Raw genomic sequence first — 21,188 nt, forward strand, 5'->3', positions numbered from 1 at the left:
TGACTGTCAACAGGCTGCTGCTAGCCGAAGCGCTCGGTTCGGCCGGTGCGGGCTTGGATCGCGGCATTGGACGACCGGTTGCGACGGCTCGCGCGCAATTCCGGCACCAGCGCTACCCGATCAATGCGCAGCAAAAAGGGCAGCCCGTCGCCGGACCGCCCCCTTTGTTCGTCCTGCCGCCGATCAGAAGTGGAACGTCACCGTGCCGCGATAGCTCTGGTACGAGACATCGCTGCGGCCGATCGTCGTTTCGGCGCCGACCGACAGATCGACACTGCCCGTGCTGATCGTCAGACCGCCGCCAACTTCAAACCAGTCGCTGTCGCTGCCGGTCAAGCCGAAGATCGCATTCGGTCCGACGCCGCCCACGAAATTTGCGCCGAACGAGGTCGGCGCATCCATGAACTCGTGGACATAATCCGCGCGCAGGCTCGGCTTGAAGCTGGCGCCGCGCTTGCCCGACAGCGCGATGCCGGCGCGGCCCTGCACACTGTTGAACGAACTGCGGTCGATCCGCAGCGCCGGACCGGTGCAATTCTCCTTTATGTCGGAGAAGCCGATGTGGCTGGCGCGCAGACCCGCGCGCGGACCGAATTCGACCGAACCGAGGTCGAAATCCTTGCCCAGCGTCACCTCGCCGGTAAACACCAGCGAACTGTCCTTGCCGGTCAGCGTGAACGGCGTGCCGACCAAGCCGATGTTGCGCGTCGTCTTCGTATCGAAGGCGCCCGCGCTGACCTGTGTGGATAGCTCGACCCCGCCGCCCAGCTCGGTCTTGCCATAGAGGGTGCCCTGGATCAGCGTGCCGCTCGCGGTTTGCCCCGCCGCCGCGGCGTCGCCGTCGATGTCGGTGTAGCTCAACGCGAGGCCGAGAACGCTGTTCTCGTTCAGCGCCTTTTCGATGCCGCCGGCAACATAAAAGCCGTCGAACTGGTCGCGGCCGCCCGCGGGTATGGCCGAAGCCATCGGGCGGCTGTCGCCGTCGAGATAGCCGCCCGCCAGGAAGGCGCTGGTGTCTTCGGGCAGTCGCCCTTCCTGCACCGTGACGCCGCTGGCATCGCTGCGCACCTCGTCGCCGCCCAGCGAATTCATGTTCAGCGCCGCGAGTTGGATCGGCTTGCCGATCATCGCCAACGTGCCGCCCATGTTATCGGCATCGAGGCCGGCGAGGCGATCGCGATAGAAGCGCGACATATTGTCGGCCGCCACCGTGCCCAGCGATCCGCGCAGCGTTTCGGTGCGCGGCGCCCAGCTGTCGAGCGTCGACTGGATCGTTGCGGCGTTCTGCAGATCGAGCAGGCCATAGACACCCGACAGATTGGCGTTGCCGCGCGACCCATCGAGCAGGAAGGCGTATGCGCCCTGCACCGATGCGCCCGGGGTCACCACGTCGCGATAGAGACCCGCCTGAATCTCCACCGACACCGCGTTGGCGCCATAGGTGATCATCGGACGCAGGATCGCCGACATCGCCGTCGAGGTGAAGGTGCCCGTCACGCCGCCGGCGGCGGTCAGGAAGGTGTATCGGTCGCCCGCGCGCACTTGATAGCCCGCGACGGGAGCGAAGTTCACCGTGCCGCCGAGCGTCGCACTGCCGGTCGAGGTGCCGTTCGCGCTGATCGCCAGACGGTCCGACGTGCCGTTCGGACCAACGTCGATCATCAGGCCGCTGCCCGACGACATCACGACATTGCCGTTCACGGTCAGCGTGCCGATCGTCGTCAGCGAACCCGGCGCGATCGTGCCGAGGACGCTGGTCAGGAACGGCGTGCGGACGGTGCCGCTGCCGGTCAAAAGGCCCGACATCAACAGATAGTCGCCGTTTGAGCGGAAGGTGCCGTTATTATTCACGGTACCCGTCAGCTGGCGGATCTCGATCAGGCTGTTGAGCGATGCACCGGTCGCGATATTGAGCTGCGACGTCGCGCCCGCGACCGAGAAACGGTCGACGGTGACGGCCGTATTCAGCGTGATCGCGCCGGTGTTGCGTAGCGTCACGTCATAATAGCGGCCGATCTCGCCCGTCGCGCGGACGCCGTCGACATTGTTCGGCGTGAAGCCCGTTGCGCCCGGCAGGCCGTTCGCAAGCGTCGGCGCCGGACGAACCGTGTCCGAATAGCCCGGAGCCGCCTGCGCCGTTTCGACCGACGCCATGCCGTCGGCACCGGCCAAGCCGGCGACGAGCGGGCTGTTCGACTCGGTCGCGGTGTTCGGAACGCCGTTGCGCTCCACGCCGGTCGCAAGGTCGACGCACTCGTTGGTCGCCGGATTCGGCGAGGTGCTCGGCGACTGGAAGCAGAGTTCGCCGAACTCCGAGCCATTGCCTGAGTTGGTGCCGCCGAGGTTGGTCGGCAAGCCGTTCACCAGTTGGCCATTCGCGTCGAGGATCTGATAGGCCGGATCGAGTTCGGTGATCCACGCCGTGCCGTCTTCCCAATTCTTGTTGCCCGCGGTCGCGGTCACATAGCGATAGGGGTTGTTGGCGACGATCCAGTCCCAATAGAGGAACAGCGGCTGATAGAAGCTCTGGGTGCCATAGCTACCCTGCGGCTGTCCCGTGAAGAAGGTCGAACCGCCCGACAGCACGCCGATCACGACCTGCTTCGAAAAGGTCTGGTCGAGGATCAGCGGACCGCCCGAATCGCCTGGACCGGTGATACCTTCACGCAGCAACGCATTGTCGCGGAAGCCGTTGAAATCTTCCGGATCGGCGCCCGTTTGACCGCGGCGTGGATCGTCGAAGTCGAGGAAATAGAGCTGCTGCGGACGCGACGGCGTGCCTGCCGTGCCGAACAGGAACAGGTTGCGCGTATTGATCGACACCAGCGCGCCGAGCATATTCTCGGCGACGCGGCGGCGGAAATCGGCACCCGTGATGCCTGTGGTGCCGTTGCCGGTATTGCCATAGCCCGCGATGGTGACATGATAGCCCGTACCCGTCGCCGGGCTGATGCTGGTCGGCGTCGTCAACGGCGAGAAGAGCAGTGCCCAGGTGGGGATGTTCGCGGCCGGCGCGTCGAGCACCGCGGTCGCGATGTCGGCCTCGATGAAGCAGGACGTCGGCGACGTGCAGGACGCCGCGGCGCGCGACGCCGGATTCCAGAAGACTTGGTTGACATTGTATAGCGCCTGCGCGGTGTTGGTCTGGAACCGGCCCGGGCCGGTGCTGCCGCCGAGCAGCCAGTTGACCAGCTCGTCCGACTGGCCCGCGGCGTTGGCGCGGGTGTTGGTTTCAAAACCGACGGCAATACCGGTGCCGCCGCTGTTGGCGCCATAGGCGGTCGCGGCGCGTGTGTTCACGCAGTGCGCGGCAAAGATCACGGTGCGCGGATTGATCAGCGTGCCGGTGCACAGGCCGACCGAGCCGCCGCCCGCATCGGTCACCACCTGCCCGATGCCCGTGATGTTCGTGGGATCGCGAACGTCGGTGGGGGTGAAATTATTGTTGATGACGACCTGCGGCGTGTCGACGACGTCGACCGACGAAACATAGCCGGTCAGCGGCGCGGCATCGCTGCCGGTGCCGTGCGGGCTTTCGATCGATCCGGAAGGACGGGCCGCCTCGGGACCGTAGATGCTGTCCTGCGACAGCGCAGGAACAGCCTGCATCAAGCCCGCGACGCATACCGACGCCATCAGGCCTCCGCGGCGCACGCGCCGCGAAAAAACGAATTTACTCATACACTACCCCCGTAGATTGGTGACGCCTCTTCCGGGTCGTGGAACCGGCGACATAGGGACAGCTTAACCATTCGAAAAAATTACACAATCTCTGGTGACCGGCTACTAACCCCTTTGCGACGAGCCGATTGCGCCGCTGCCATATACGCGAAAAAGGGCGGCCCGTTGCCGGACCGCCCTTCCCTTCTCCACCCGTCGGTGGAAAAACTTTTAGCGCTTCGAGAACTGGAAGCTGCGGCGGGCCTTCGCCTTGCCGTACTTCTTGCGCTCGACGGCGCGGCTGTCGCGGGTCAGGAAGCCCGCCGCCTTGACCGGGCTGCGCAGCGCCGGTTCGAAGCGGGTCAGCGCCTGCGCGATGCCGTGCAGAACCGCTCCGGCCTGCCCCGACAGGCCGCCGCCCTTGACGGTGGCGATGACGTCATACTGGCCCGTGCGCTCGGTCAGACCGAAGGGCTGGTTGATGACGAGACGCAGCGTCGGACGTGCGAAATAGACTTCCTGGTCGCGGCCGTTGACGGTGATCTTGCCCGTGCCGGGCTTGACCCACACGCGGGCGACCGCGTCCTTGCGGCGGCCGGTCGCATAGGCGCGGCCCTGCTTGTCGACGATCTTTTCGCGCAGCGGCGCGGTCGGCGCTGCCGGGGCGACGGTGCCTTCAACGGCGCCGCCGAGATCCTTGAGATCGGTCATGGTCTGTTCGTCAGCCATTATGCACCCACCTTGTTCTTGCGGTTCATCGACGCGACGTCGATCACTTCGGGGCTCTGCCCTTCGTGCGGATGTTCGGCGCCGGCGAAGATGCGCAGGTTGCGCATCTGCTGGCGGCCGAGCGGACCACGCGGGATCATGCGTTCGACAGCCTTTTCGAGCACGCGCTCGGGGAAACGGCCTTCGAGGATCTTCGCGGGGCTCGTTTCCTTGATGCCGCCGGCATAGCCCGTGTGCTTGTAATAGCGCTTGTCGGCCAGCTTCTTGCCGGTGAACGCCACCTTCTCCGCATTGATGACGATGACATTGTCACCGCAATCGACGTGCGGGGTGAACGACGGCTTGTGCTTGCCGCGCAGGATGTTGGCGATGATCGATGCGACGCGGCCCACGACGAGACCGTCGGCGTCGATCAGCACCCATTTCTTTTCGACCGTGGCGGCGTTCGCCGAAACGGTCGTCTTGGTCAGCGCCTTCATGGCACGCTCCTTGACAGATATGGACCGGAGCCTCCCGACCCTATTGCCGGCCGCCCCGAAACAAACCGCGCAGCCTGTCCGATAAGGACGAAGCGGCGCTTCGGAGCGGGCCAATGACGGCAATCGCCGTGAAAGTCAATGATTCGGCGACTTTCCTGACGGGTATTATGATACCTCTATGCCGGATCGGCGAATTTCAGCTCGCGCAGCCGCTCCTCGACCAGCGTTTTTCCTGCCGCGCCGGGGCCGGCGACCCAGTTCTGCCGGGTCTCGGCCATGACGAGGCCCGTCGCGCGATCGACGGTCCAGCGCGTGTCGATTTCCAGCGGCGCCGCGCCGTCGATCACGGTTCGCTCGACGTTCGAGAGCGTCTGCGTCCCTTCGCCGTGCACCGCGCCCGACAGCGTCGGATTGGCCGCAGCGAGCAGCGCGCGAATGTCCGAGGTTACCAGCCTGTCACGGTCGGCCGGCGGCAGCGCGGCGATCAGCGACGCCATCTGCTTTGCCTCCGGACGCTCCGCGTCGGCCCCCATGGTTTCGATGCGCGCCAGCACACGCCGCCACAGCCCTTCGGGATCGACCAGATCGAGCCGGCCGCCATCGGGCGCCACGAGATAGGTCATCGTCTGACCCACCAGCGGCTGGAGCAACCCGGTCAACGCGCGCGCCAGTTCGGGGCGCGCATCCGATTCGACGCCGCGCAGCGTCGACGACAATTCGATCCCGCGGCCGACGCGGCTCCATTGCAGCACATAGACCGCCGTATAGCTCGCCATCGTTCCGTCGCGCGCCAGCCGCCGCGTCGTGACGCGATAGGTCATCGGCCGGTCGAGCGGCGGCGCGAAGCGCGGCGCGGCGGCAATCGCCGCTGCAGGCGGAAGCGGTGGCTCGGGCGCGGGCTGCGCCATGAGCAGCGTCAGCGCCCCCGCGATCATGCGCTGTGCCGTCCCAGCCGGTGGAGCGATGCCGCCACGATCGCGACGAGGATCGCCCCGGTCACCTGATGCAGCACCGCAATCCACATCGACACGCCGGTGACGACGGTCAGGATGCCGAGCATCATCTGCGCCGCGACGACCGCGACCAGCAGCCCAGCCTCGGTTCGCGCGCCCTGACGCAAGAGCCTCCGCGCGACCAGCAGCAATGCCAGCGCGGCAATCCACGACCACCAGCGATGGAGGAAGTGGATCAGGAAGGGGTCGTTGGTGAAGGCGAACCAGACGCCCCGCGACCAGTCGATACCCTCGGGTACGAAATGGTCGTTCATCGACGGCCAGCTGCTCGCGACATAGCCGGCATTGAGCCCTGCAACCCATGCGCCGAGCAGCAACTGGACGAACAGGATCGCGATCACCGCCCAGGCCGCGCCGGCCAGCCGCGGCCGGACCGCGGCCGGATCATGCATCATCAGCGAGAAATCGCGCGCCGTCCAGACGAGCGCAGCGAGCAGGAACAGCGCGGTGAGCAGATGAAGCGCCAGCCGGAAGTGGCTGACATCAGTCCGGTCGACAAGGCCCGAGGCGACCATCCACCACCCGATTGCACCCTGCAGCCCCACCAGCGCGGCCAAGCCGAGCAGGCGCCAGCCATAGCCGGCCGGAATCGCGCGGCGCCAGGCGAACCAGGCCAGCGGCACGAGCAGCCCCAGCCCGACGAGCCGCCCGAGGATGCGGTGCAGCCATTCCCAGAAGAAAATGCCCTTGAACGCCGCGAGCGACATTCCGGCATTGATCTCCTTATATTCGGGGATCTGCTTGTACTTCTCGAACTCGGCCAGCCATCCCGCTTCGGTCAGCGGCGGCAGCACGCCCGATACCGGCTTCCATTCGGTGATCGACAGGCCGGATTCGGTCAGGCGGGTGATGCCGCCCACTGCGACGACCGCGATTACCAGCAGTGCGACAGCCCAGAGCCAGCGCGCTAGGGCAGCAGGACGGGGTTGAGAAGTCTGCGACATGTCCGCCCTATCGTCGGTTGACCCGCGATAGGCAAGAGGCTGATCGGGGGGCGGGAAATTCATGGCCGCGTCAGCCGCGCGCTGATAAGCGCACTCCGATGCACCGCTCGCTCCGCCTCATTCCGATCCTGCTCGGCGCACTGGCGGCGACGCCCGTGCCGGCATCGGCCACCTCATCGTCCGCTTACAGCGCGCTGGCGGCGCTCGAAGCGCGCGTCGCGGCGATCGGCTTCCGCCTGACGACGGCGAACGCGAGCTGGTGCCCGGCACAGCAACCGCAGTTCGGCTGGATCTGGGGCGATTTGCGCCTCTATGCGCCGAAGGATCGACCCGCTGCGCGCGCCGCCTACGCCGCCAGCGACCGCGACGCCCCCTTCCTAGCCGCGATCGCGCCGGGCTCGCCGGCCGCTGAGGCCGGGCTGGCGGTCGGCACGCCCGTCACCGCGATCAACGGCGCGCCACCTCCGGCAGGCGAAGGCGACCATCCCTACGCTCGCGTCACCGCCTATGAGACAGCCTTCGCCGGCCTGCCTCTGCGCGATCCCGCTGCGGTCGCGACCGGCGGCGCTTCGCTACCCGTCATCCCCGTTGCCGGCTGCCGCAGCGACTTTCGCGTCGAGGCGGTCGACCGGCCGATGGGCATGGCCGAGGGGCGGCTGGTCCTGATCAGCAAGGGCCTTGCCGAATTCGCCGCGAACGACGACGAGCTTGCCGCCGCGGTCGCGCACGAGCTTGCGCACAATATCCTCCGCCACCGCGCGCGGCTCGACGCCGCCGGGGTCGACCGCGGGATCGGCAAGCAGTTCGGCCGCAACGCCCGGCTGTTCAGGCAGACCGAAGTCGAGGCCGACCGCTTGTCCGTCTGGCTGCTCGCGGGTGCGGGTTATGATCCCGCCGCCGCCGTGCGCTTCTGGACCGCCTTCGGCCAGCGCAAGGGCCGCCCGCTGTTTCAGGCGGGCACGCACCCCGAATGGCGCGACCGCGTCGCGTCGATCGAGGAAGAAATACGGACGATTGATGCCGCGCGCACGGCGGGCCGGCCGCTCGAGCCGCCGCTGATCGCCAACCCGCCGCCCTTGGAATAGCGCGCGCCGCTCCCTATTTAACGGTCAGCTTCCTCCCATCTCCAAGGATAATTCCATGACCCGTGAGACCGCGATTTTTGCCGGTGGCTGCTTCTGGTGTACCGAGGCCGTGTTCCAGTCGCTCGCCGGGGTCGATGGCGTCGAGAGCGGCTATATCGGCGGCTCGGTCGCGAACCCGACCTACAAGCAGGTGTGCGGCGGCGACACCGGTCATGCCGAGGCGATCCGCATCACCTATGACCCGGCCGTTATTTCCTACGACGATCTGCTCGACGTCCATTTCGCGACGCACGACCCGACGACGCTCAATCGTCAGGGCAACGACATCGGCACGCAGTATCGCAGCGCGCTGTTCCCCCTGGACGACGCACAGGCCGACGCCGCGCGCGCCGCGATCGACCGCGCCCAGGCCGACTGGCCGGCGCCGATCGTCACCGCGATCGAGCCGCCCGCAACCTGGTATCCGGCCGAGGACTATCATCAGGCCTATTGGGACGGCGAGGGCCAGCGCAATCCCTATTGCATGGCGGTGATCCCGCCGAAGCTCGCCAAGCTGCGCAAGGGTTTTGCCGATCGGCTGCGCGCGGGTTAGCCTCTGCCTCATTAGCTTCTGACTCAAATGCCAGAATGGCAGCAACATTGTTGCAAAATGGCCGCATGACGTCACTTTTCCTTGACTTGACGGCGCTTTAGACTAGCCGACGCGCGCGCTTCGGGGCAGGACCGGTCCTGAAGCGTGTGGGGGGTCGCTGAACGAGTGTTTGCATCGCTGTTCCTTGTCAGCGCGTCGTTCGCGACGCCGCAGCTGGCTGTGCAGTCGGTCAGCCAGACGCTCGTCGAGGACAGCGCGATCGGTATGGCGCGCGGCGTCGATCGCATGATCGGCGGGATTGTCAGCTACGCGAAATGGCCCGACGGCACCCCGCGCGCGACGCGCACCATGTGCGTCGTCGGGACCCCGCAACTATCGAGCAGCCTCGCCCCAACCGTCGCCGGCGGCCCGGTGATTGCCGTCCGCCGATCGACCCCCGCGGCCAGCATGGGCGGCAACTGCGATATCCTGTTCCTCGGCCGCATGGCGGTCGCCGATCGCCAGCGGCTGATCGCCTGGGTTCGCGCGAAGCCGGTGCTCACGATCACAGATGCCGATCCGGACTGCGGCCATGGGGCGATGTTCTGCCTCGGCGGGCGTGCATCGACCCTCGGCTTTTCGGTCAATCTGGACGCCATCGCGCGCGGCACGGTGCGGATCGATCCGCGCGTGCTCAAAATCGGCAGCGATGGAGGCGCCCGATGAGCGTTCGTCCGCCCGTTCGCACGACGCTGCAAAAGCTGCTGTCGCGCTTTCACTTCGGTATCACTCTCTTTGCCGTCGCCTTGTCGGGGATGACAATCCTGCTGGCCGGTGTGACGACGTTGCGCGGCTATGCCGACCGCAATATGGAGCTCGCCGCGCGCCTCGGCGCCTATGGCGTAGAGCCTGCGTTGGTGTTCAACGATGCGCAGGCCGCGCGCGAGGGTCTGGCGCCCCTGACCCGCATTCCGGGCATTGCGCGGCTCCGCGTCCTCGACGACCGCAACCGCCCGCTTACCGAGTGGAACTCGCCCACTGGCGACCCCGCGCCGCTCCTCACCCGCTTCTTCTTTCCGAAACCCTTCGCCGCGACCGTCCAGCGCAACGGATCGGTGATCGGGCGGATCGAGGTCTGGGGCGACAGCTCGACGCTGATCCACTATGTCCGGCTCGGCGTTCTCGCGGGTCTCGGCTGCCTGCTCGTCACCGCGCTCGGCACCATCGTCCTCGCCCGCCGCTTCGAATATGAGCTGGTGAAGCCGCTCAACGAGATCGCGACGGTCGCGCACGATGTCCGCCTCCACCGCCGCTTCGACAAGCGCGTTCAGTCGCTCGGCATCGTCGAACTCGACCGGCTCGGCGGCGACATCAACGCGCTGCTCGACGAGCTACAGGGCTGGCAGGGCACGATGGAGACTGAAAATGCGCTGCTCGCGCACCGCGCCTCGCACGACATGCTGACCGCGATGCCGAACCGTGCGGCCTTCGACGAACAGCTGGCGCAGCGGATCGAGAATGCGAAACGCCGCGGCGAACGGTTCGCCGTGCTTTTCATCGACGCCGACAATTTCAAGGCGGCGAACGACAATCACGGCCACCGCGCCGGCGATGCGGTGCTTGTCGCGCTGTCGGCACGGATCAAGGAAACGCTGCGCAAGGGCGATTTCGCGGCGCGGGTCGGCGGCGACGAATTCATCGTCATCATCGACCCGCTCGATCCCCAGATCGCGCCCGACATGCTTGCCGCGCGCATCCAGACCAGCGCGTCGCACCCGATCCCGCTTCCCGGCGGCGGCGAATATCGCCTGACGATCAGCGTCGGCATCGCGGTCTATCCCGATCACGGAACCGACGCGACCGCGTTGCTGACCGCCGCGGACGCGGCGATGTACGCCGACAAGCTGGCCGGCCGTTCCAAAATATGACGATCCTGCGGAGAGTGAATGTGACCCAAGCCCTGCCCCGTCCCATCCTGGCCCTCTTGCTGATATGCGCGACTACGCTGCTCGCGGCGTGCCAGAGCGTACCCGCCCCGAGAGGCTTCAACACCGAACAGGTCGCCGCGCTCAAGGCCGAAGGTTTCACCCAAACCGAACTTGGCTGGGAATTGACCCTGAACGAGCGGTTGCTCTTCGCATCGAATGAAAGCACGCTCGAGCCTGACCAGATCGAACGGCTCGGCCGGCTGGCGCGCAACCTCGCCTCGGTCGGGATCTTCACCGCCCGCGTCGAGGGCCACACCGATTCGACCGGCAGCACGAAATACAACCAGCGGCTGTCGCGGGCGCGCGCCGTCGCCGTCGCCGCGCCGCTCCAGGCCAATGGCATGCGCTTTTCGGCCGATCAGATCATCGGGCGCGGTGAGACGACGCCGATCTCGCCGAACAGCACGGTCGAGGGCCGGCAGGACAACCGCCGCGTCGTCGTGATCATCACCCCGCCGTGAGCGAGCGCGGCAATCCGCCGCCTATTTCGCGCCCGCGCGCTTGCTGCTTTCGGCTTCGATAAAGGCCGATAGCGCCGCTGGGACCTCGCGTTCGATCCGCGCAACCGTTTCGGGCGAGGGATCGCGATTGGCCCATTTATGGTCGATCTGGTTCTTCTCCGGCAGCAGGCGCCGCATCTTGATTCCTGTGGGAGTCAGACCGAACCGGATCACCGCCGCGCGGTTCTCGGACGACAGATCGCGGACCGCGGCGGTCGCCGCCTTGCGCTTGTCCGCATCGATCGCCGCGGAGCTGAGTTGTAGTTCCTCGTTCCCCATTTGCTCGACCACCTCCTTGGTGATCGCGGCAAAGTCGGCGTTCTTCACCGTTTGCCCCAGCACCGTCCTCCCCGCCGGCGAATTCCAGAAGCCGAGCAACTCGCCCAATTCGGCGGCGGTGAAATTGCGTGCGAAAAAGGCGGCGGTGTCGGCGTTATAGGCGGGCATCATCGCCTCGACCGCGTCGAGCATGATCGGCCGCATCGTATCGCGAAAGACCTTTTCCACGCCCGGATATTCCTCCTTCAGCAGGCGGAGATTGGGATCGGTGGCGAAAGCCTGTGTCGAGATTCCATCGAGCACCCGGTCGATCTGGGACCTGAGTTCGGCGGTACTGTTTAACAGTGCGGCAAGCTCGGCCGCCCGGGTTGCCCGAAGCTCGTCCTGCGCCGCCGTTTCGGCCGCATGGGCCGGCAGCGCCGCGACCGGGATGAGCATGGCCAGCAGCACGGCAATCCGAAGTTTGAGCATCTTGGTTCCCCTTAAAGTCCCGGACACCGGAACCCCCGTCGCTGCGTCGCGCAATTTGCCGCATCGTGCAACGGGCTTTTCCTATTCTTTTCTTGGTCACCAAAGCCCGCTAAGCCGCGCGCATGAAACCGATCCGCAAAGCCGTTTTCCCTGTTGCCGGTCTCGGCACGCGTTTCCTGCCCGCGACGAAGGCGATCCCGAAGGAGATGTTGCCGATCGTCGACCGGCCGCTGATCCAGTACGCGGTCGACGAGGCGCGCGAGGCGGGGATCGAGCAGATGATCTTCGTCACCGGCCGCGGCAAGAGCGCGATCGAGGATCATTTCGACATCGCCTTCGAACTGGAAAAGACGATGTCGGAGCGCGGCAAGGATCTGTCGGTGCTCGAGGCGACGCGGCTCGGCCCCGGCAATTGCGCCTATGTCCGCCAGCAGGAGCCGATGGGGCTCGGCCACGCGATCTGGTGCGCGCGCGACATCGTCGGCGACGAGCCTTTCGCGATCTTTCTGCCCGACGAGTTCATGCACGGCTCGCCTGGCTGCATGAAGCAGATGGTCGATGCCTACAGCCAAGTCGGCGGCAATCTGATCTCGGTGCTCGAAGTGCCGCACGAGCAGGTATCGAGCTACGGCGTGATCGCGCCGGGCCGGAGCGAGGGCGCGCTGACCGAGGTCACCGGCCTCGTCGAGAAGCCGAAGGCCGATGCGGCGCCCTCGAACCTGATCATCTCGGGCCGCTACATCCTCCAGCCCGAGGTGATGCGCGTGCTCGAGGGGCAGGAGAAGGGCGCCGGCGGCGAGATCCAGCTCACCGACGCAATGGCGACGATGATCGGCACCCAGCCCTTCCACGCCGTCACCTTCGCCGGCGCCCGCTACGACTGCGGCTCGAAGGCCGGATATATCCAGGCCAATCTCGCGGTCGCCCTCAAGCGGCCCGACATGGCGGACGAGGTTCGCGCCTTTGCGGTCGACCTGCTGAAATAGAGCGGCGGAGGCTTCGCACCCCCGCCGCTGCGCCGATTATTCGCCTTCGATATTCGGCTTGGGGAAAGTGTCTGCCCCCAGCGTCTTGTAAAGCACGCCGCCGACCGCACCGCCGATCAGGGGTGCGACCCAGAACAGCCACAATTGCTGGAGCGCGATTCCGCCGACAACGAGCGCCGGACCGGTGCTGCGCGCCGGATTGACCGAGGTGTTGGTCACCGGGATCGAGATCAGGTGGATGAGTGTCAGCGCAAGCCCGATCGCGAGCGGGGCGAAGCCCGCGGGCGCGCGGCCGTCGGTCGATCCCATGATGATCCAGAGGAAGGCGGCGGTCAGCACGATCTCGATCGTGAAACCCGCAATCAGGTCGTAGTTGCCGGGCGATCCCTCACCATAGCCATTCGCCGCGAGGCCGTTGGTCGCAAGATCATAGGCCGGATTGCCGCTGGCGATATAGAAGAGCAGGAACGCCGCGACGATCGCGCCGAGCACCTGCGCCACGACATAGAGCGGGATGTCGCGCGCATCGAAGCGCCCGCCCGCCCACAAGCCGACCGTGACCGCGGGGTTGAGATGGCAGCCAGAGATATGGCCGATCGCATAGGCCATGGTGACGACCGTCAACCCGAACGCCAGCGACACGCCAAGCAGACCGATACCGACATCGGGAAAGGCGGCGGCCAGAACCGCGCTGCCGCACCCGCCGAAGACAAGCCAGAATGTGCCGATAAACTCGGCCAAGCCCTTTTGGATATTCGTCATTGGACCCTCCCTCCCACCGGTGGCCATGACGCCATCGGCGCGGGGGCATCTTAACAGCATCGATTCGATCGGCAAATTTTTGAATCGAGGGAGATGTTCTGGGTCGGCACAGCCCTGCCCCGACGAGCCGTCCGTCGCAATCCCCTGTTCAGCCACCGGCGGCTATGCAAAGGGGAATGGCTGCCAATGGAGTTCGTGATGCGCACTGTCCTGTTCGTTTTTCTGTCCGCGCCACTGCTCGGCGGCTGCATCAGCACCGTCGGCAAGGTCGTCACTGCGCCGGTCAAGGCCGTGGGCAAGGTCGCCGACTGGACGACCACCAGCCAGGACGAAGCCGACCGCAACCGCGGCCGCGCGATGCGCGAGCGCGAGGAAAAGCTCGGCAAGCTGTCGCGCCAGCGCGACAAGGCCGCCGAGAAATGCCGCGACGGCAACGCGGACCAATGCGACCGCGCCGAAGTGCTGGAGCACGAGATCGACGCGGTAATGGCCGAGCCGATCTAGCGCACCCGCCGTCCCGTCCACACGACCCGCCCCACCAGCCGGATCGCGGTGAGCGGCAGATCGTCCCAGCTCTTGTAGTGCGGATTGTCGCTGATCACCGAGACGAGTCCCTGCCCCGGCGCGCGCGCGATGCGCTTCACCATCAGCACATCGTCCATGCGCAGCACGTAAATGCCGTCGCGCAGCCGGCCGGCCGCATCGCCGCCGTCGACCATGATGTCGTCACCGTCGTTCAGCGTCGGCGCCATCGAATCGCCCTCGACGCGAATGATGCTGAGCGCGCGTGGATCGGCGCCGAGCCCGCGCAGCCATTTGGGATCGAAGGCGACCTCGCCCTCGACCGCCTCGCCGTCGATGCTCGCGCCCGCGCCCGCCGACGCGCCGATGGCGAGCTTCGGCACCAGCACCATGCTCGATCCGCGCGCCCGCGCCGGCACGGACGCGACGCGCGGCTCGGGGCCGCCGAGCAAGGCTTCGGACACGCCCAGATAGGCGGCGATGCGCGCGCGATCCTCCTCGGCCAAACGTCGCGGCGAGCCACGCTTGATATATTGCTGGATATAGGCGGGGTTGCGCCCGATGCGCGCCGAGAGCTGGGCATAATCCACGCCCTTTTCGATGAGCAGGCGGTCGAGCGCGGCGCGCGGATCCATGTCGAAGTCGGTGATGACGGTCATTGGAGGCTGGTCCTTCCTATTTCATCCATAGCGATAGGATTTTTCCTAGACAAGTAGGAAAATGATCATCAAATAGGAAATATCCTATCGGAGCGAGTCGCCCCGACGAGGCATTTGAGGAGGACGTGGATGGAACGCAGCCTGCTGCAACGGATCGAGAATTTCCTGAAGGAATCGGACATGCCGCCGAGCGTGTTCGGCCGCGCCGCCGTGCGCGACCCGCGCCTCGTCGCCGACCTGCGCGGCGGCCGCGATGCCGGCCGCGACATTATCTGCCGTGTGGAACATTTCATGAACAAATGGCGGGCCGACTTTCGCCGGGGCCGCGTCACCCGGCAGGGCGACCGCCGTCGCCGCGATGAAGGCGCGGCCGCATGATCCGCTGGTCCCCCGCCGCGCCGGCGCGCCCATCCTGCCCGCACGGCCGCCTGTCGCGCTTGCTCGCCGCCGAGCTTCCCGAAGGCGTCATCGTCACCGGCTCGACCCTGCGCCCGTGGGCAAGCGCCAACTTCGTCGGCGCGCGGCATATCTTTTCCTGTATCGGACAAACGTCGCTGATCGCCCTGCAACAGCGCCTGACCGACATCGAATGGCGTCTGCGCGGGCACATTGTCGCCGACATGGCGGTCGAGCCCGTAGGCGACGATGGCGATTTTCGGATCGAGGTGCTGACGGTCGAGGACTGACCGCTCGCGAAACTCAGCCGATGGCTTGACGGTTCATCCGCTGCAGCGTGCCGAGCGCCGCTTCGAGCGCAAAGTCGATCTCCTCTTCGCCGGCGCTTTCCGTGATCGGAACGGCAGGCACCGGGATAGCGGCGGTCGCGGCCTGCGCCTGGCGGCGGCTTGCAAGTCCCGCTTCGAAGCGCGCGACCATCGCGCCGATCGAATTGTCGGTCGGGTCGGGCATGGCGGGGCCGGTCGATTCGACGGGCTGTAGCCAGGGCTCTTCGCCTTCGACGTCGACTTCGACGGGCGCGAGGTCGGCAAGGATCAGTTCGCCGTCCACCGGCCAGTCGGCCGCCTCCGGAACGGCGATAGCGCGTTCGTCGTCGGCCGACGCGATCGGACCCAGTCCACCCGCGGGCAGATCGCGTCCGGCGCGGATCGGCGCGCGCGGCAGGTCGTCGGGGTGCAGGTCGGCGCGGCGGCGGGGCAGCGCCTCGTCACTCTCAGCAGCCGACCGGCGTACGCGGCGGCGGACGGCTGCAAGGCCCGAAGCCTCGGGCGTCGCCACGACCAGTGCAACAAAGCCGGCGAGCAGCGCGGCCACCGCCGACATGCCGAGCGCCAGCGAAAGGCGGGCGGCGTTGCCGACCGGCGGCACGAAAAAGTCCGACAGCCGGTCGAGATAGAGGTTCCAGCTGATGCCGGCGACCCACGCCATCGGCATCACGGCGGCGAAGAGAAAGGTCAGCGCTGCGGCGCCGATCACGGCAGGCAGCGCCGGACGCAGCGCGGCGAGCAGCGCCGCCCCGCGCGTCTGTCCCGAAGTTTCGCCGCTATCGTCCATATAAAGCAAATCCATAGTCTCAGCGCCCCCTGCTGTTAAGCAGCCGCTGGTAAACAGGTTCGTAACGTAAAATGTTTGACGACCAGTTACGATGCTTTTCGACGAAAGCGCGTGCCGTATCCCGCCGCTCGCCCCAGCTACCGCGATCGCGCAGCAGCCGGGCGAGCGCTGCCGCGATCGCCGCGGGATCGTCGGGCGCAAACAAGGTGCCGGTCACGCCATCCTCGATCAGTTCGCGGTGTCCGCCGACATCCGACGCCGCGACCAGCTTGCCCTGCGCCATTGCCTCGAGCGGTTTCAGCGGCGTGACGAGATCGGTCAGGCGCATCTTCTTGCGCGGATAGGCGAGGATATCGATCAGCGAATAATAAAGCTCGACTTGGCTGTGCGGTACGCGTCCGACGAACAGGATGTGATCGGCGACCGGCGACGCCGCGGCCTGCGCCTTCAGCGCAGCCTCCATGGGCCCGCCGCCGACGAGCAGCAGCCGCGCCCGCGGCTCGGCGGCGACCAGCGCCGGCATGGCCGCGATCAGGTCGTCGATCCCCTCATAGTCATAGAAGCTGCCGATGAAGCCGATCACCGCGTCGCCCGCTGCCAGCCCCAGCTCGCCCGCCAGCGCATCGTTGCGGGGCGGCGGATCGCCGAACAGGTCGAGGTCCACGCCATTGGGCGAAACGGTGATCTTGGCGGCATCGATGCCGCGCGCGATCAGGTCGCCGCGTAGGCCCTCGCAGATCACCGCCACCGCATCGACCGATTTTACCGCATGCGTTTCGATCGCCTTGATCAGATGATAGCGCGGCCCGCCCTCGCGCCCGGTCCCGTTGCCGACCGCCGCATCCTCCCAAAAGGCGCGGATTTCGTATATCACTGGAATACCCAGCTTTTTCCCAACGCGGAGCGCCGCCAGCGCATCGAGCACCGGCGAATGCGCGTGCAGCAGATCGGGCTGCCACTCCTTGACCAGCGCTTCGGTCCGCGCGGCGAGCGCCCCGATCTCGCGCCATTCGCGGAGCGGCGAAGGCGCGGGTGCGATCGGCGGGGTACGATGAAAAGTCAGCCCGTCGACGGTCTCGACCGCGGGACCCGGGATCGGGTGGCGCACGCCGGTAACGCCCGCAACGTCCCAGCCCTTCGCGACCTGCGCCTTCATCAGCGCGCGGGTGCGAAACGTGTAGCCGCTATGCGTGGGCAGGCTGTGATCGAGGACGTGAAGTATGCGGGTCATCGGCCAAGCCTCTGCCATACAACGCTTAACGGCACGTCAACCCCGTTGCCGTAGAGACGCTGCAAACGGGCATAGAGCCACGGGACAAAATCGGGCAAGCTGCTTAGGGTCAGGACCCAGATGATCGACAATTTTTCCATTGCCCTGACGCATGTGCTGCTGGCGATCGGGCTATGGCGCCTGCTTCATCGCGACGATCTTGATCAGGAGGTGAGCCCGCGCGACGCGTGGCGGCGGCAACGCGATGCCGAGGCGCGGGCAAGGGACGCCGCGTCCGATGCGTGACCTCGCCTTCGTCGCCTTCCTCTTCGCCTTCATCGGGATCGGCTTTCGCAAGCCATTCCTGTTCGTGCTCTGCTTTTGCTACATCGACATCGTCGCGCCGCAGCGGCTCAGCTATTTCCTGATCAATTCGATCCCGATCTCGCTGATCGTCTTCGGGCTCGCCATCCTCGGCTGGCTCGCCGCCGACGACAAGCGCGACACGCGATGGTCGGGGCGGCAGACATTGATGGTCGTGCTCCTCTTCTATTGCTGGATGACGACGATCTACGCCGACTTTCCGGTGGAGGCAGCGGACAAGTGGAGCTGGGTGTGGAAGGCGCTGATCTGGGCCATCTTCCTGCCGCTGACGTTGCGAACGAAGCTCCGCATCGAGGCGCTGGCGCTCGTCCTGCTCCTCTCCGCAGCCGCAATCGCGATCGCGGGCGGCATCAAGACGGCGGCGGGCGGCGGCGGCTATGGCGCGCTCCAATTGCTGCTCAGCGAAAATTACGGCCTCTACGAGGGCAGCACCATGTCGTGCGTCGCCATCTCGATCATCCCGCTGATCCTCTGGTATCGCAAGCATGGCACGATCTTCCCGTCCGACTGGATGGTGTCGCTCTTCTGCTTCGCACTGGTCTTCGCTTGCGCCCTGCTGCCCGTCGGGACGCAGGCGCGCACGGGTCTTATCTGCCTCGCCGTCCTCGCGATCCTGTCGCTGCGCGCGGTGAAGCACCGCATCCTCTATATGGTCGGTGCAGCGCTGCTCGCGGCCGCCGCCATCCCCTTCCTCCCGCAAAGCTATACCGAGCGCATGGAGACGATCCGCGGCTACAAGTCCGACCAGTCGGCCTCGACGCGCGTCGCGGTGTGGGCGTGGACGTGGGACTATGCCAAGGACCACCCGTTCGGCGGCGGCTTCAACGCCTATCTCCAGAACCGCGTCCGCGTCGAAAAGGAAGCGAGCAAGCCCGACGAGGTCGCGAGCGTCTATGAAGAGGAATCGCGCGCCTATCACTCGGCCTATTTCGAGATGCTCGGCGAGCAGGGCTATCCGGGGCTGACGCTGTGGCTGATGCTGCACCTGACGGGGCTCATCCAGATGGAGCGGATCAGGCGGCGATACCTGAAGACGCGCCGCGGCGAGGAACAATGGATCGCACCGCTCGCGACCGCGCTCCAGCACGGGCACATCGTCTATCTGATCGGATCGCTGTTCGTCGCGATCGCGTTCCAGCCTTTCATCTATATGATGCTGGCGCTCGAGATCGGGCTGACCACCTATTGCCGCCGCCGCGAAAAGGAATCGGGCTGGCGGCCGCTCGCCATGCGCCCGATGGCGGCGGCATGAGCGGGACCGCCGCCTCGCCCCGGATGCTGCCGACGCTGACCGGCGTGCGCGGCATCGCGGCGCTGATGGTGCTTTTCTATCATATCCGCGGCGGCATGACCGGCTTCGCGCCGCCGCAAGTGATTTCGGTTTTGGGGCAAGGCTATCTCGCGGTCGACCTGTTCTTCGTGCTGTCGGGGTTCGTGCTGTGGTGGAATTATGGCGCGCAGTTCCGCGCGCAGGGTGCGCGCGGCGCGCCGCATTTCATCATGCGGCGCTTTGCGCGCATCTTTCCGCTGCATGTCGCGATCCTGTCGGCGATGGCGCTGTTTGCGCTCGCTTTGCTCGTCAGCGGGCGCGATCCGGGCGCGCACTACAGCTTCGTCCAATTGCCCGCCCATTATCTGCTGGTCCAGAATTGGGGCTTCGGCGACCGGCTGACCTGGAACGACCCGGCCTGGTCGATCTCGACCGAATGGGCGGCCTATCTGCTGCTCGCTGTCACCGGGGGCCGGATCGCGCGGCTGTCGCCCGGCCGATGGAGCTTTCCGCTACTGATCATCGGGCTGGCGGCAGGCCTCGGCGCGTGGTTCGCCGCGACCGGGCGCACAAGCATCGGTCAGGATATTCCCGCCACCGGCCTGCTGCGCTGCCTCATCGAGTTCGGCATGGGCATCTTGCTTTGCCAATGGTGGACCGCGCAACAAGCCGGGGGCCGCACCGCCGTAATTGTCGGCACCGCGCTCGGCTTCGCTGCCCTCGGCGCGACCTTGCTGTTCAGCCTGTCGCAACCCGCCGCGATCCCGCTGATCATGGTCGCCGTCGTCATCCTGTCGCTGCAAGCATCGGTTGCGGCGAAACCCCTGCTCGCCGGCCGCATCGCGCAATGGCTCGGCGACATCAGCTACGCCGTCTATCTGTCGCACTTCTTCCTGTGGATCCTCTTCAAGCTATTCTTCGTCGACGATCCCGCGATGGTGCCGCCCGTCAAGATCGCGGCCTTCGTCATCATGACGCTGGCGGTCTCGCATCTGCTCCATGTCTGGCTGGAAGTGCCCGGCCGCCGCTTCGCCCAGCGCGCCGGCGACCGCCTGCTCGCTGCCCCGAAACAGGCGCTGACCGAGAGCCGCTAGCCGGTCGGGGAACCATAAGCGGCGTCGGCGCGCTAATGCCCCATGCCGCCAACGCCCCTCATCCATGTCGACGACAGCCTGCCCGGCATCAGCCGCACGCGTTCGGGCGTCGGCTGGCGTTATCGCGACGCCCAGGGCAAGATCATCCGAGATCGTGAGGAAATCGACCGCCTCAACGCGATCGCGCTGCCGCCCGCCTATGAAGACGCCTGGTTCTGCCCGGCGCCCAACGGGCATATCCTCGCGACCGGCTATGACGCGCGCGGGCGCAAGCAATATCGCTATCACCCCGAATTCCGCCTCGCGCAGGACGCCGACAAATATGACCGCTGCGCCGCCTTCGGGCATGCGCTGCCGTTGCTCCGCGCGCGGCTGGAAGACGACCTTGCGCGCCGTTCGCTGTCGCAGGAACGCGTCGTCGGTGCGGTCGTGCGCCTGCTTGACCTTGCCGCCCTTCGCGTCGGCAACGAGCAATATGCGGCGGCGAACAACAGCTTCGGCGCGACAACATTGCGCCAGCGCCACGCCACGCTCAGCGGCAAGACGCTCCGCCTCAGCTACCGCGCCAAGGGCGGCGCGCAGCGCGAGGTCTCGATCACCGACCGCAACCTGACCACGCTCGTGCGCCGCCTCCAGGACCTGCCGGGTCAACATCTCTTTCAGTATCGGGATGCCGACAGCCTCTGCGCGGTCGGCTCCGCCGACGTGAACAGCTATATCCGCGAGGCGATGGGCGCCGATTTCAGCGCCAAACATTTCCGCACCTGGTCGGCGAGCGTCGAGGCCTTCACCTATCTCTACGACGCGCCCGAACCGCCGACTTTGAAGGCGATGGTGACGCATGTCGCCGACTGGCTCGGCAACACGCCGGCGGTCGCGCGCAAGGCCTATGTCCACCCCGCGATGATCGCCGCGGCGCAGGAGCGCGGCAGCTTCGCCGCCGACGCCGGCCGACTGCCGCGCGCGACCCGATATCTCTCGCGCTACGAGCGCGGCTTTCTGAACTGGCTCGAACGCGCCCCGGGCGCCGAGGCGTTGCTTCGCTCCGCCTGATCCGCCAAGATACCGTC

23 protein-coding genes are annotated in these 21,188 nt (G+C 66.5%); 13 read left to right on the top strand and 10 right to left on the bottom strand.

Translation table 11 applies throughout. The annotated features are described in order from the left end of the window. Nucleotides 1-183: 183 nt before the first annotated feature. From ATE67_RS16415 to ATE67_RS16435, 5 genes are all read right to left on the bottom strand, one after another. On the bottom strand, nucleotides 184-3,681 hold the full coding sequence (locus tag ATE67_RS16415) for an autotransporter outer membrane beta-barrel domain-containing protein (protein WP_231728201.1): 3,498 nt from the start codon (nucleotides 3,679-3,681) through the stop codon (nucleotides 184-186). 210 nt (nucleotides 3,682-3,891) lie between these two features. Further along, nucleotides 3,892-4,389, bottom strand: coding sequence for a 30S ribosomal protein S9 (rpsI, locus tag ATE67_RS16420; protein WP_058817741.1), 498 nt, complete (start codon nucleotides 4,387-4,389; stop codon nucleotides 3,892-3,894). Next, a complete protein-coding gene (gene rplM, locus ATE67_RS16425) occupies nucleotides 4,389-4,868 on the bottom strand; it encodes a 50S ribosomal protein L13 (protein WP_058817742.1) in 480 nt (159 codons plus the stop codon). The genes rpsI and rplM overlap by 1 nt, the downstream gene beginning before the upstream one ends. 176 nt (nucleotides 4,869-5,044) lie before the next feature. Beyond that, entirely contained in the window at nucleotides 5,045-5,803 is a 759-nt protein-coding gene (locus ATE67_RS16430; RefSeq protein ID WP_058817743.1) for a hypothetical protein, read from the bottom strand. Then, nucleotides 5,800-6,825, bottom strand: a complete 1,026-nt coding sequence (locus tag ATE67_RS16435; protein ID WP_058817792.1) for a COX15/CtaA family protein — start codon at nucleotides 6,823-6,825, stop codon at nucleotides 5,800-5,802. The genes ATE67_RS16430 and ATE67_RS16435 overlap by 4 nt, the downstream gene beginning before the upstream one ends. A gap of 98 nt (nucleotides 6,826-6,923) precedes the next feature. On the opposite strand from ATE67_RS16435, the gene ATE67_RS16440 reads away from it, so the two are divergent. From ATE67_RS16440 to ATE67_RS16460, 5 genes are all read left to right on the top strand, one after another. Further along, nucleotides 6,924-7,910 carry a M48 family metallopeptidase gene (locus ATE67_RS16440; protein ID WP_058817744.1) on the top strand — a complete coding sequence of 329 codons (987 nt, stop codon included), beginning with the start codon at nucleotides 6,924-6,926 and terminating at the stop codon, nucleotides 7,908-7,910. Nucleotides 7,911-7,965: 55 nt separating this feature from the next. After that, complete coding sequence (msrA, locus tag ATE67_RS16445; RefSeq protein WP_058817745.1) at nucleotides 7,966-8,502, top strand: peptide-methionine (S)-S-oxide reductase MsrA; 537 nt, start codon at nucleotides 7,966-7,968, stop codon at nucleotides 8,500-8,502. Between the two features lie 165 nt (nucleotides 8,503-8,667). After that, nucleotides 8,668-9,207 (top strand): YfiR family protein, encoded by a 540-nt coding sequence (locus ATE67_RS16450; RefSeq protein WP_058817746.1) that lies wholly within the window; start codon nucleotides 8,668-8,670, stop codon nucleotides 9,205-9,207. Beyond that, a complete protein-coding gene (locus ATE67_RS16455; RefSeq protein WP_058817747.1) occupies nucleotides 9,204-10,409 on the top strand; it encodes a diguanylate cyclase domain-containing protein in 1,206 nt (401 codons plus the stop codon). The genes ATE67_RS16450 and ATE67_RS16455 overlap by 4 nt, the downstream gene beginning before the upstream one ends. 20 nt (nucleotides 10,410-10,429) lie before the next feature. Then, on the top strand, nucleotides 10,430-10,930 hold the full coding sequence (locus ATE67_RS16460; RefSeq protein WP_058817793.1) for an OmpA family protein: 501 nt from the start codon (nucleotides 10,430-10,432) through the stop codon (nucleotides 10,928-10,930). A gap of 21 nt (nucleotides 10,931-10,951) precedes the next feature. Here ATE67_RS16460 and ATE67_RS16465 read toward each other — a convergent pair whose 3' ends face one another. Beyond that, nucleotides 10,952-11,719, bottom strand: a complete 768-nt coding sequence (locus ATE67_RS16465; protein ID WP_058817748.1) for a DUF2059 domain-containing protein — start codon at nucleotides 11,717-11,719, stop codon at nucleotides 10,952-10,954. Nucleotides 11,720-11,841: 122 nt separating this feature from the next. Between ATE67_RS16465 and galU the strand changes: the two genes are divergently transcribed. Next, a complete protein-coding gene (gene galU, locus ATE67_RS16470) occupies nucleotides 11,842-12,705 on the top strand; it encodes a UTP--glucose-1-phosphate uridylyltransferase GalU (protein ID WP_058817749.1) in 864 nt (287 codons plus the stop codon). A gap of 36 nt (nucleotides 12,706-12,741) precedes the next feature. On the opposite strand, the gene aqpZ is transcribed toward galU, so the two are convergent. Next, the gene (gene aqpZ, locus ATE67_RS16475) at nucleotides 12,742-13,467 is read right to left on the bottom strand and encodes an aquaporin Z (protein ID WP_058817750.1); all 726 of its coding nucleotides are present in this window, start codon (nucleotides 13,465-13,467) and stop codon (nucleotides 12,742-12,744) included. 198 nt (nucleotides 13,468-13,665) lie between these two features. Here aqpZ and ATE67_RS16480 point away from each other — a divergent pair, with 198 nt between their 5' ends. Beyond that, nucleotides 13,666-13,971, top strand: a complete 306-nt coding sequence (locus tag ATE67_RS16480) for a hypothetical protein (RefSeq protein WP_058817794.1) — start codon at nucleotides 13,666-13,668, stop codon at nucleotides 13,969-13,971. Here ATE67_RS16480 and ATE67_RS16485 read toward each other — a convergent pair. Further along, nucleotides 13,968-14,648 carry a S24 family peptidase gene (locus ATE67_RS16485; protein WP_197411975.1) on the bottom strand — a complete coding sequence of 227 codons (681 nt, stop codon included), beginning with the start codon at nucleotides 14,646-14,648 and terminating at the stop codon, nucleotides 13,968-13,970. The genes ATE67_RS16480 and ATE67_RS16485 overlap by 4 nt on opposite strands. A 129-nt stretch (nucleotides 14,649-14,777) precedes the next feature. Here ATE67_RS16485 and ATE67_RS16490 point away from each other — a divergent pair, with 129 nt between their 5' ends. Together ATE67_RS16490 and ATE67_RS16495 are read left to right on the top strand one after the other, a co-directional pair. Next, a complete protein-coding gene (locus ATE67_RS16490; protein WP_058817751.1) occupies nucleotides 14,778-15,026 on the top strand; it encodes a hypothetical protein in 249 nt (82 codons plus the stop codon). Beyond that, nucleotides 15,023-15,334, top strand: a complete 312-nt coding sequence (locus tag ATE67_RS16495) for a hypothetical protein (protein WP_058817752.1) — start codon at nucleotides 15,023-15,025, stop codon at nucleotides 15,332-15,334. Before ATE67_RS16490 ends, ATE67_RS16495 begins: the two co-directional genes overlap by 4 nt. A 13-nt stretch (nucleotides 15,335-15,347) precedes the next feature. On the opposite strand, the gene ATE67_RS16500 is transcribed toward ATE67_RS16495, so the two are convergent. After that, nucleotides 15,348-16,175 (bottom strand): hypothetical protein, encoded by an 828-nt coding sequence (locus ATE67_RS16500; RefSeq protein ID WP_231728202.1) that lies wholly within the window; start codon nucleotides 16,173-16,175, stop codon nucleotides 15,348-15,350. Between the two features lie 4 nt (nucleotides 16,176-16,179). Further along, nucleotides 16,180-17,391, bottom strand: coding sequence for a TIGR04063 family PEP-CTERM/XrtA system glycosyltransferase (locus ATE67_RS16505; protein ID WP_058817797.1), 1,212 nt, complete (start codon nucleotides 17,389-17,391; stop codon nucleotides 16,180-16,182). A gap of 120 nt (nucleotides 17,392-17,511) precedes the next feature. On the opposite strand from ATE67_RS16505, the gene ATE67_RS21735 reads away from it, so the two are divergent. From ATE67_RS21735 to ATE67_RS16520, 4 genes are read left to right on the top strand one after another with little or no spacing between them, the layout of a single operon-like run. Continuing rightward, complete coding sequence (locus ATE67_RS21735) at nucleotides 17,512-17,676, top strand: hypothetical protein (RefSeq protein ID WP_197411976.1); 165 nt, start codon at nucleotides 17,512-17,514, stop codon at nucleotides 17,674-17,676. Further along, nucleotides 17,669-19,006: a putative O-glycosylation ligase, exosortase A system-associated gene (locus ATE67_RS16510; protein ID WP_058817753.1), complete on the top strand. Its 1,338-nt coding sequence runs from the start codon at nucleotides 17,669-17,671 to the stop codon at nucleotides 19,004-19,006. The genes ATE67_RS21735 and ATE67_RS16510 overlap by 8 nt, the downstream gene beginning before the upstream one ends. Continuing rightward, nucleotides 19,003-20,118 carry an acyltransferase family protein gene (locus ATE67_RS16515; protein ID WP_156417073.1) on the top strand — a complete coding sequence of 372 codons (1,116 nt, stop codon included), beginning with the start codon at nucleotides 19,003-19,005 and terminating at the stop codon, nucleotides 20,116-20,118. The genes ATE67_RS16510 and ATE67_RS16515 overlap by 4 nt, the downstream gene beginning before the upstream one ends. A 42-nt stretch (nucleotides 20,119-20,160) precedes the next feature. Continuing rightward, a complete protein-coding gene (locus ATE67_RS16520; protein ID WP_058817755.1) occupies nucleotides 20,161-21,171 on the top strand; it encodes a DNA topoisomerase IB in 1,011 nt (336 codons plus the stop codon). Nucleotides 21,172-21,188: the final 17 nt, after the last annotated feature.

It is taken from the genome of Sphingopyxis sp. H050, from assembly GCF_001468265.1.
Classification (GTDB): domain Bacteria; phylum Pseudomonadota; class Alphaproteobacteria; order Sphingomonadales; family Sphingomonadaceae; genus Sphingopyxis.

Bases quoted from the DNA above. Each gene is read 5' to 3' on its own strand.
- ATE67_RS16415 (WP_231728201.1), bottom strand. From the start codon at position 3,681: ATGAGTAAATTCGTTTTTTCGCGGCGCGTGCGCCGCGGAGGCCTGATG.
- rpsI (WP_058817741.1), bottom strand. From the start codon at position 4,389: ATGGCTGACGAACAGACCATGACCGATCTCAAGGATCTCGGCGGCGCC.
- rplM (WP_058817742.1), bottom strand. From the start codon at position 4,868: ATGAAGGCGCTGACCAAGACGACCGTTTCGGCGAACGCCGCCACGGTC.
- ATE67_RS16430 (WP_058817743.1), bottom strand. From the start codon at position 5,803: ATGATCGCGGGGGCGCTGACGCTGCTCATGGCGCAGCCCGCGCCCGAG.
- ATE67_RS16435 (WP_058817792.1), bottom strand. From the start codon at position 6,825: ATGTCGCAGACTTCTCAACCCCGTCCTGCTGCCCTAGCGCGCTGGCTC.
- ATE67_RS16440 (WP_058817744.1), top strand. From the start codon at position 6,924: ATGCACCGCTCGCTCCGCCTCATTCCGATCCTGCTCGGCGCACTGGCG.
- msrA (WP_058817745.1), top strand. From the start codon at position 7,966: ATGACCCGTGAGACCGCGATTTTTGCCGGTGGCTGCTTCTGGTGTACC.
- ATE67_RS16455 (WP_058817747.1), top strand. From the start codon at position 9,204: ATGAGCGTTCGTCCGCCCGTTCGCACGACGCTGCAAAAGCTGCTGTCG.
- ATE67_RS16465 (WP_058817748.1), bottom strand. From the start codon at position 11,719: ATGCTCAAACTTCGGATTGCCGTGCTGCTGGCCATGCTCATCCCGGTC.
- galU (WP_058817749.1), top strand. From the start codon at position 11,842: ATGAAACCGATCCGCAAAGCCGTTTTCCCTGTTGCCGGTCTCGGCACG.
- aqpZ (WP_058817750.1), bottom strand. From the start codon at position 13,467: ATGACGAATATCCAAAAGGGCTTGGCCGAGTTTATCGGCACATTCTGG.
- ATE67_RS16480 (WP_058817794.1), top strand. From the start codon at position 13,666: ATGCGCACTGTCCTGTTCGTTTTTCTGTCCGCGCCACTGCTCGGCGGC.
- ATE67_RS16485 (WP_197411975.1), bottom strand. From the start codon at position 14,648: ATGACCGTCATCACCGACTTCGACATGGATCCGCGCGCCGCGCTCGAC.
- ATE67_RS16490 (WP_058817751.1), top strand. From the start codon at position 14,778: ATGGAACGCAGCCTGCTGCAACGGATCGAGAATTTCCTGAAGGAATCG.
- ATE67_RS16495 (WP_058817752.1), top strand. From the start codon at position 15,023: ATGATCCGCTGGTCCCCCGCCGCGCCGGCGCGCCCATCCTGCCCGCAC.
- ATE67_RS16500 (WP_231728202.1), bottom strand. From the start codon at position 16,175: ATGGATTTGCTTTATATGGACGATAGCGGCGAAACTTCGGGACAGACG.
- ATE67_RS16505 (WP_058817797.1), bottom strand. From the start codon at position 17,391: ATGACCCGCATACTTCACGTCCTCGATCACAGCCTGCCCACGCATAGC.
- ATE67_RS21735 (WP_197411976.1), top strand. From the start codon at position 17,512: ATGATCGACAATTTTTCCATTGCCCTGACGCATGTGCTGCTGGCGATC.
- ATE67_RS16510 (WP_058817753.1), top strand. From the start codon at position 17,669: ATGCGTGACCTCGCCTTCGTCGCCTTCCTCTTCGCCTTCATCGGGATC.
- ATE67_RS16515 (WP_156417073.1), top strand. From the start codon at position 19,003: ATGAGCGGGACCGCCGCCTCGCCCCGGATGCTGCCGACGCTGACCGGC.
- ATE67_RS16520 (WP_058817755.1), top strand. From the start codon at position 20,161: ATGCCGCCAACGCCCCTCATCCATGTCGACGACAGCCTGCCCGGCATC.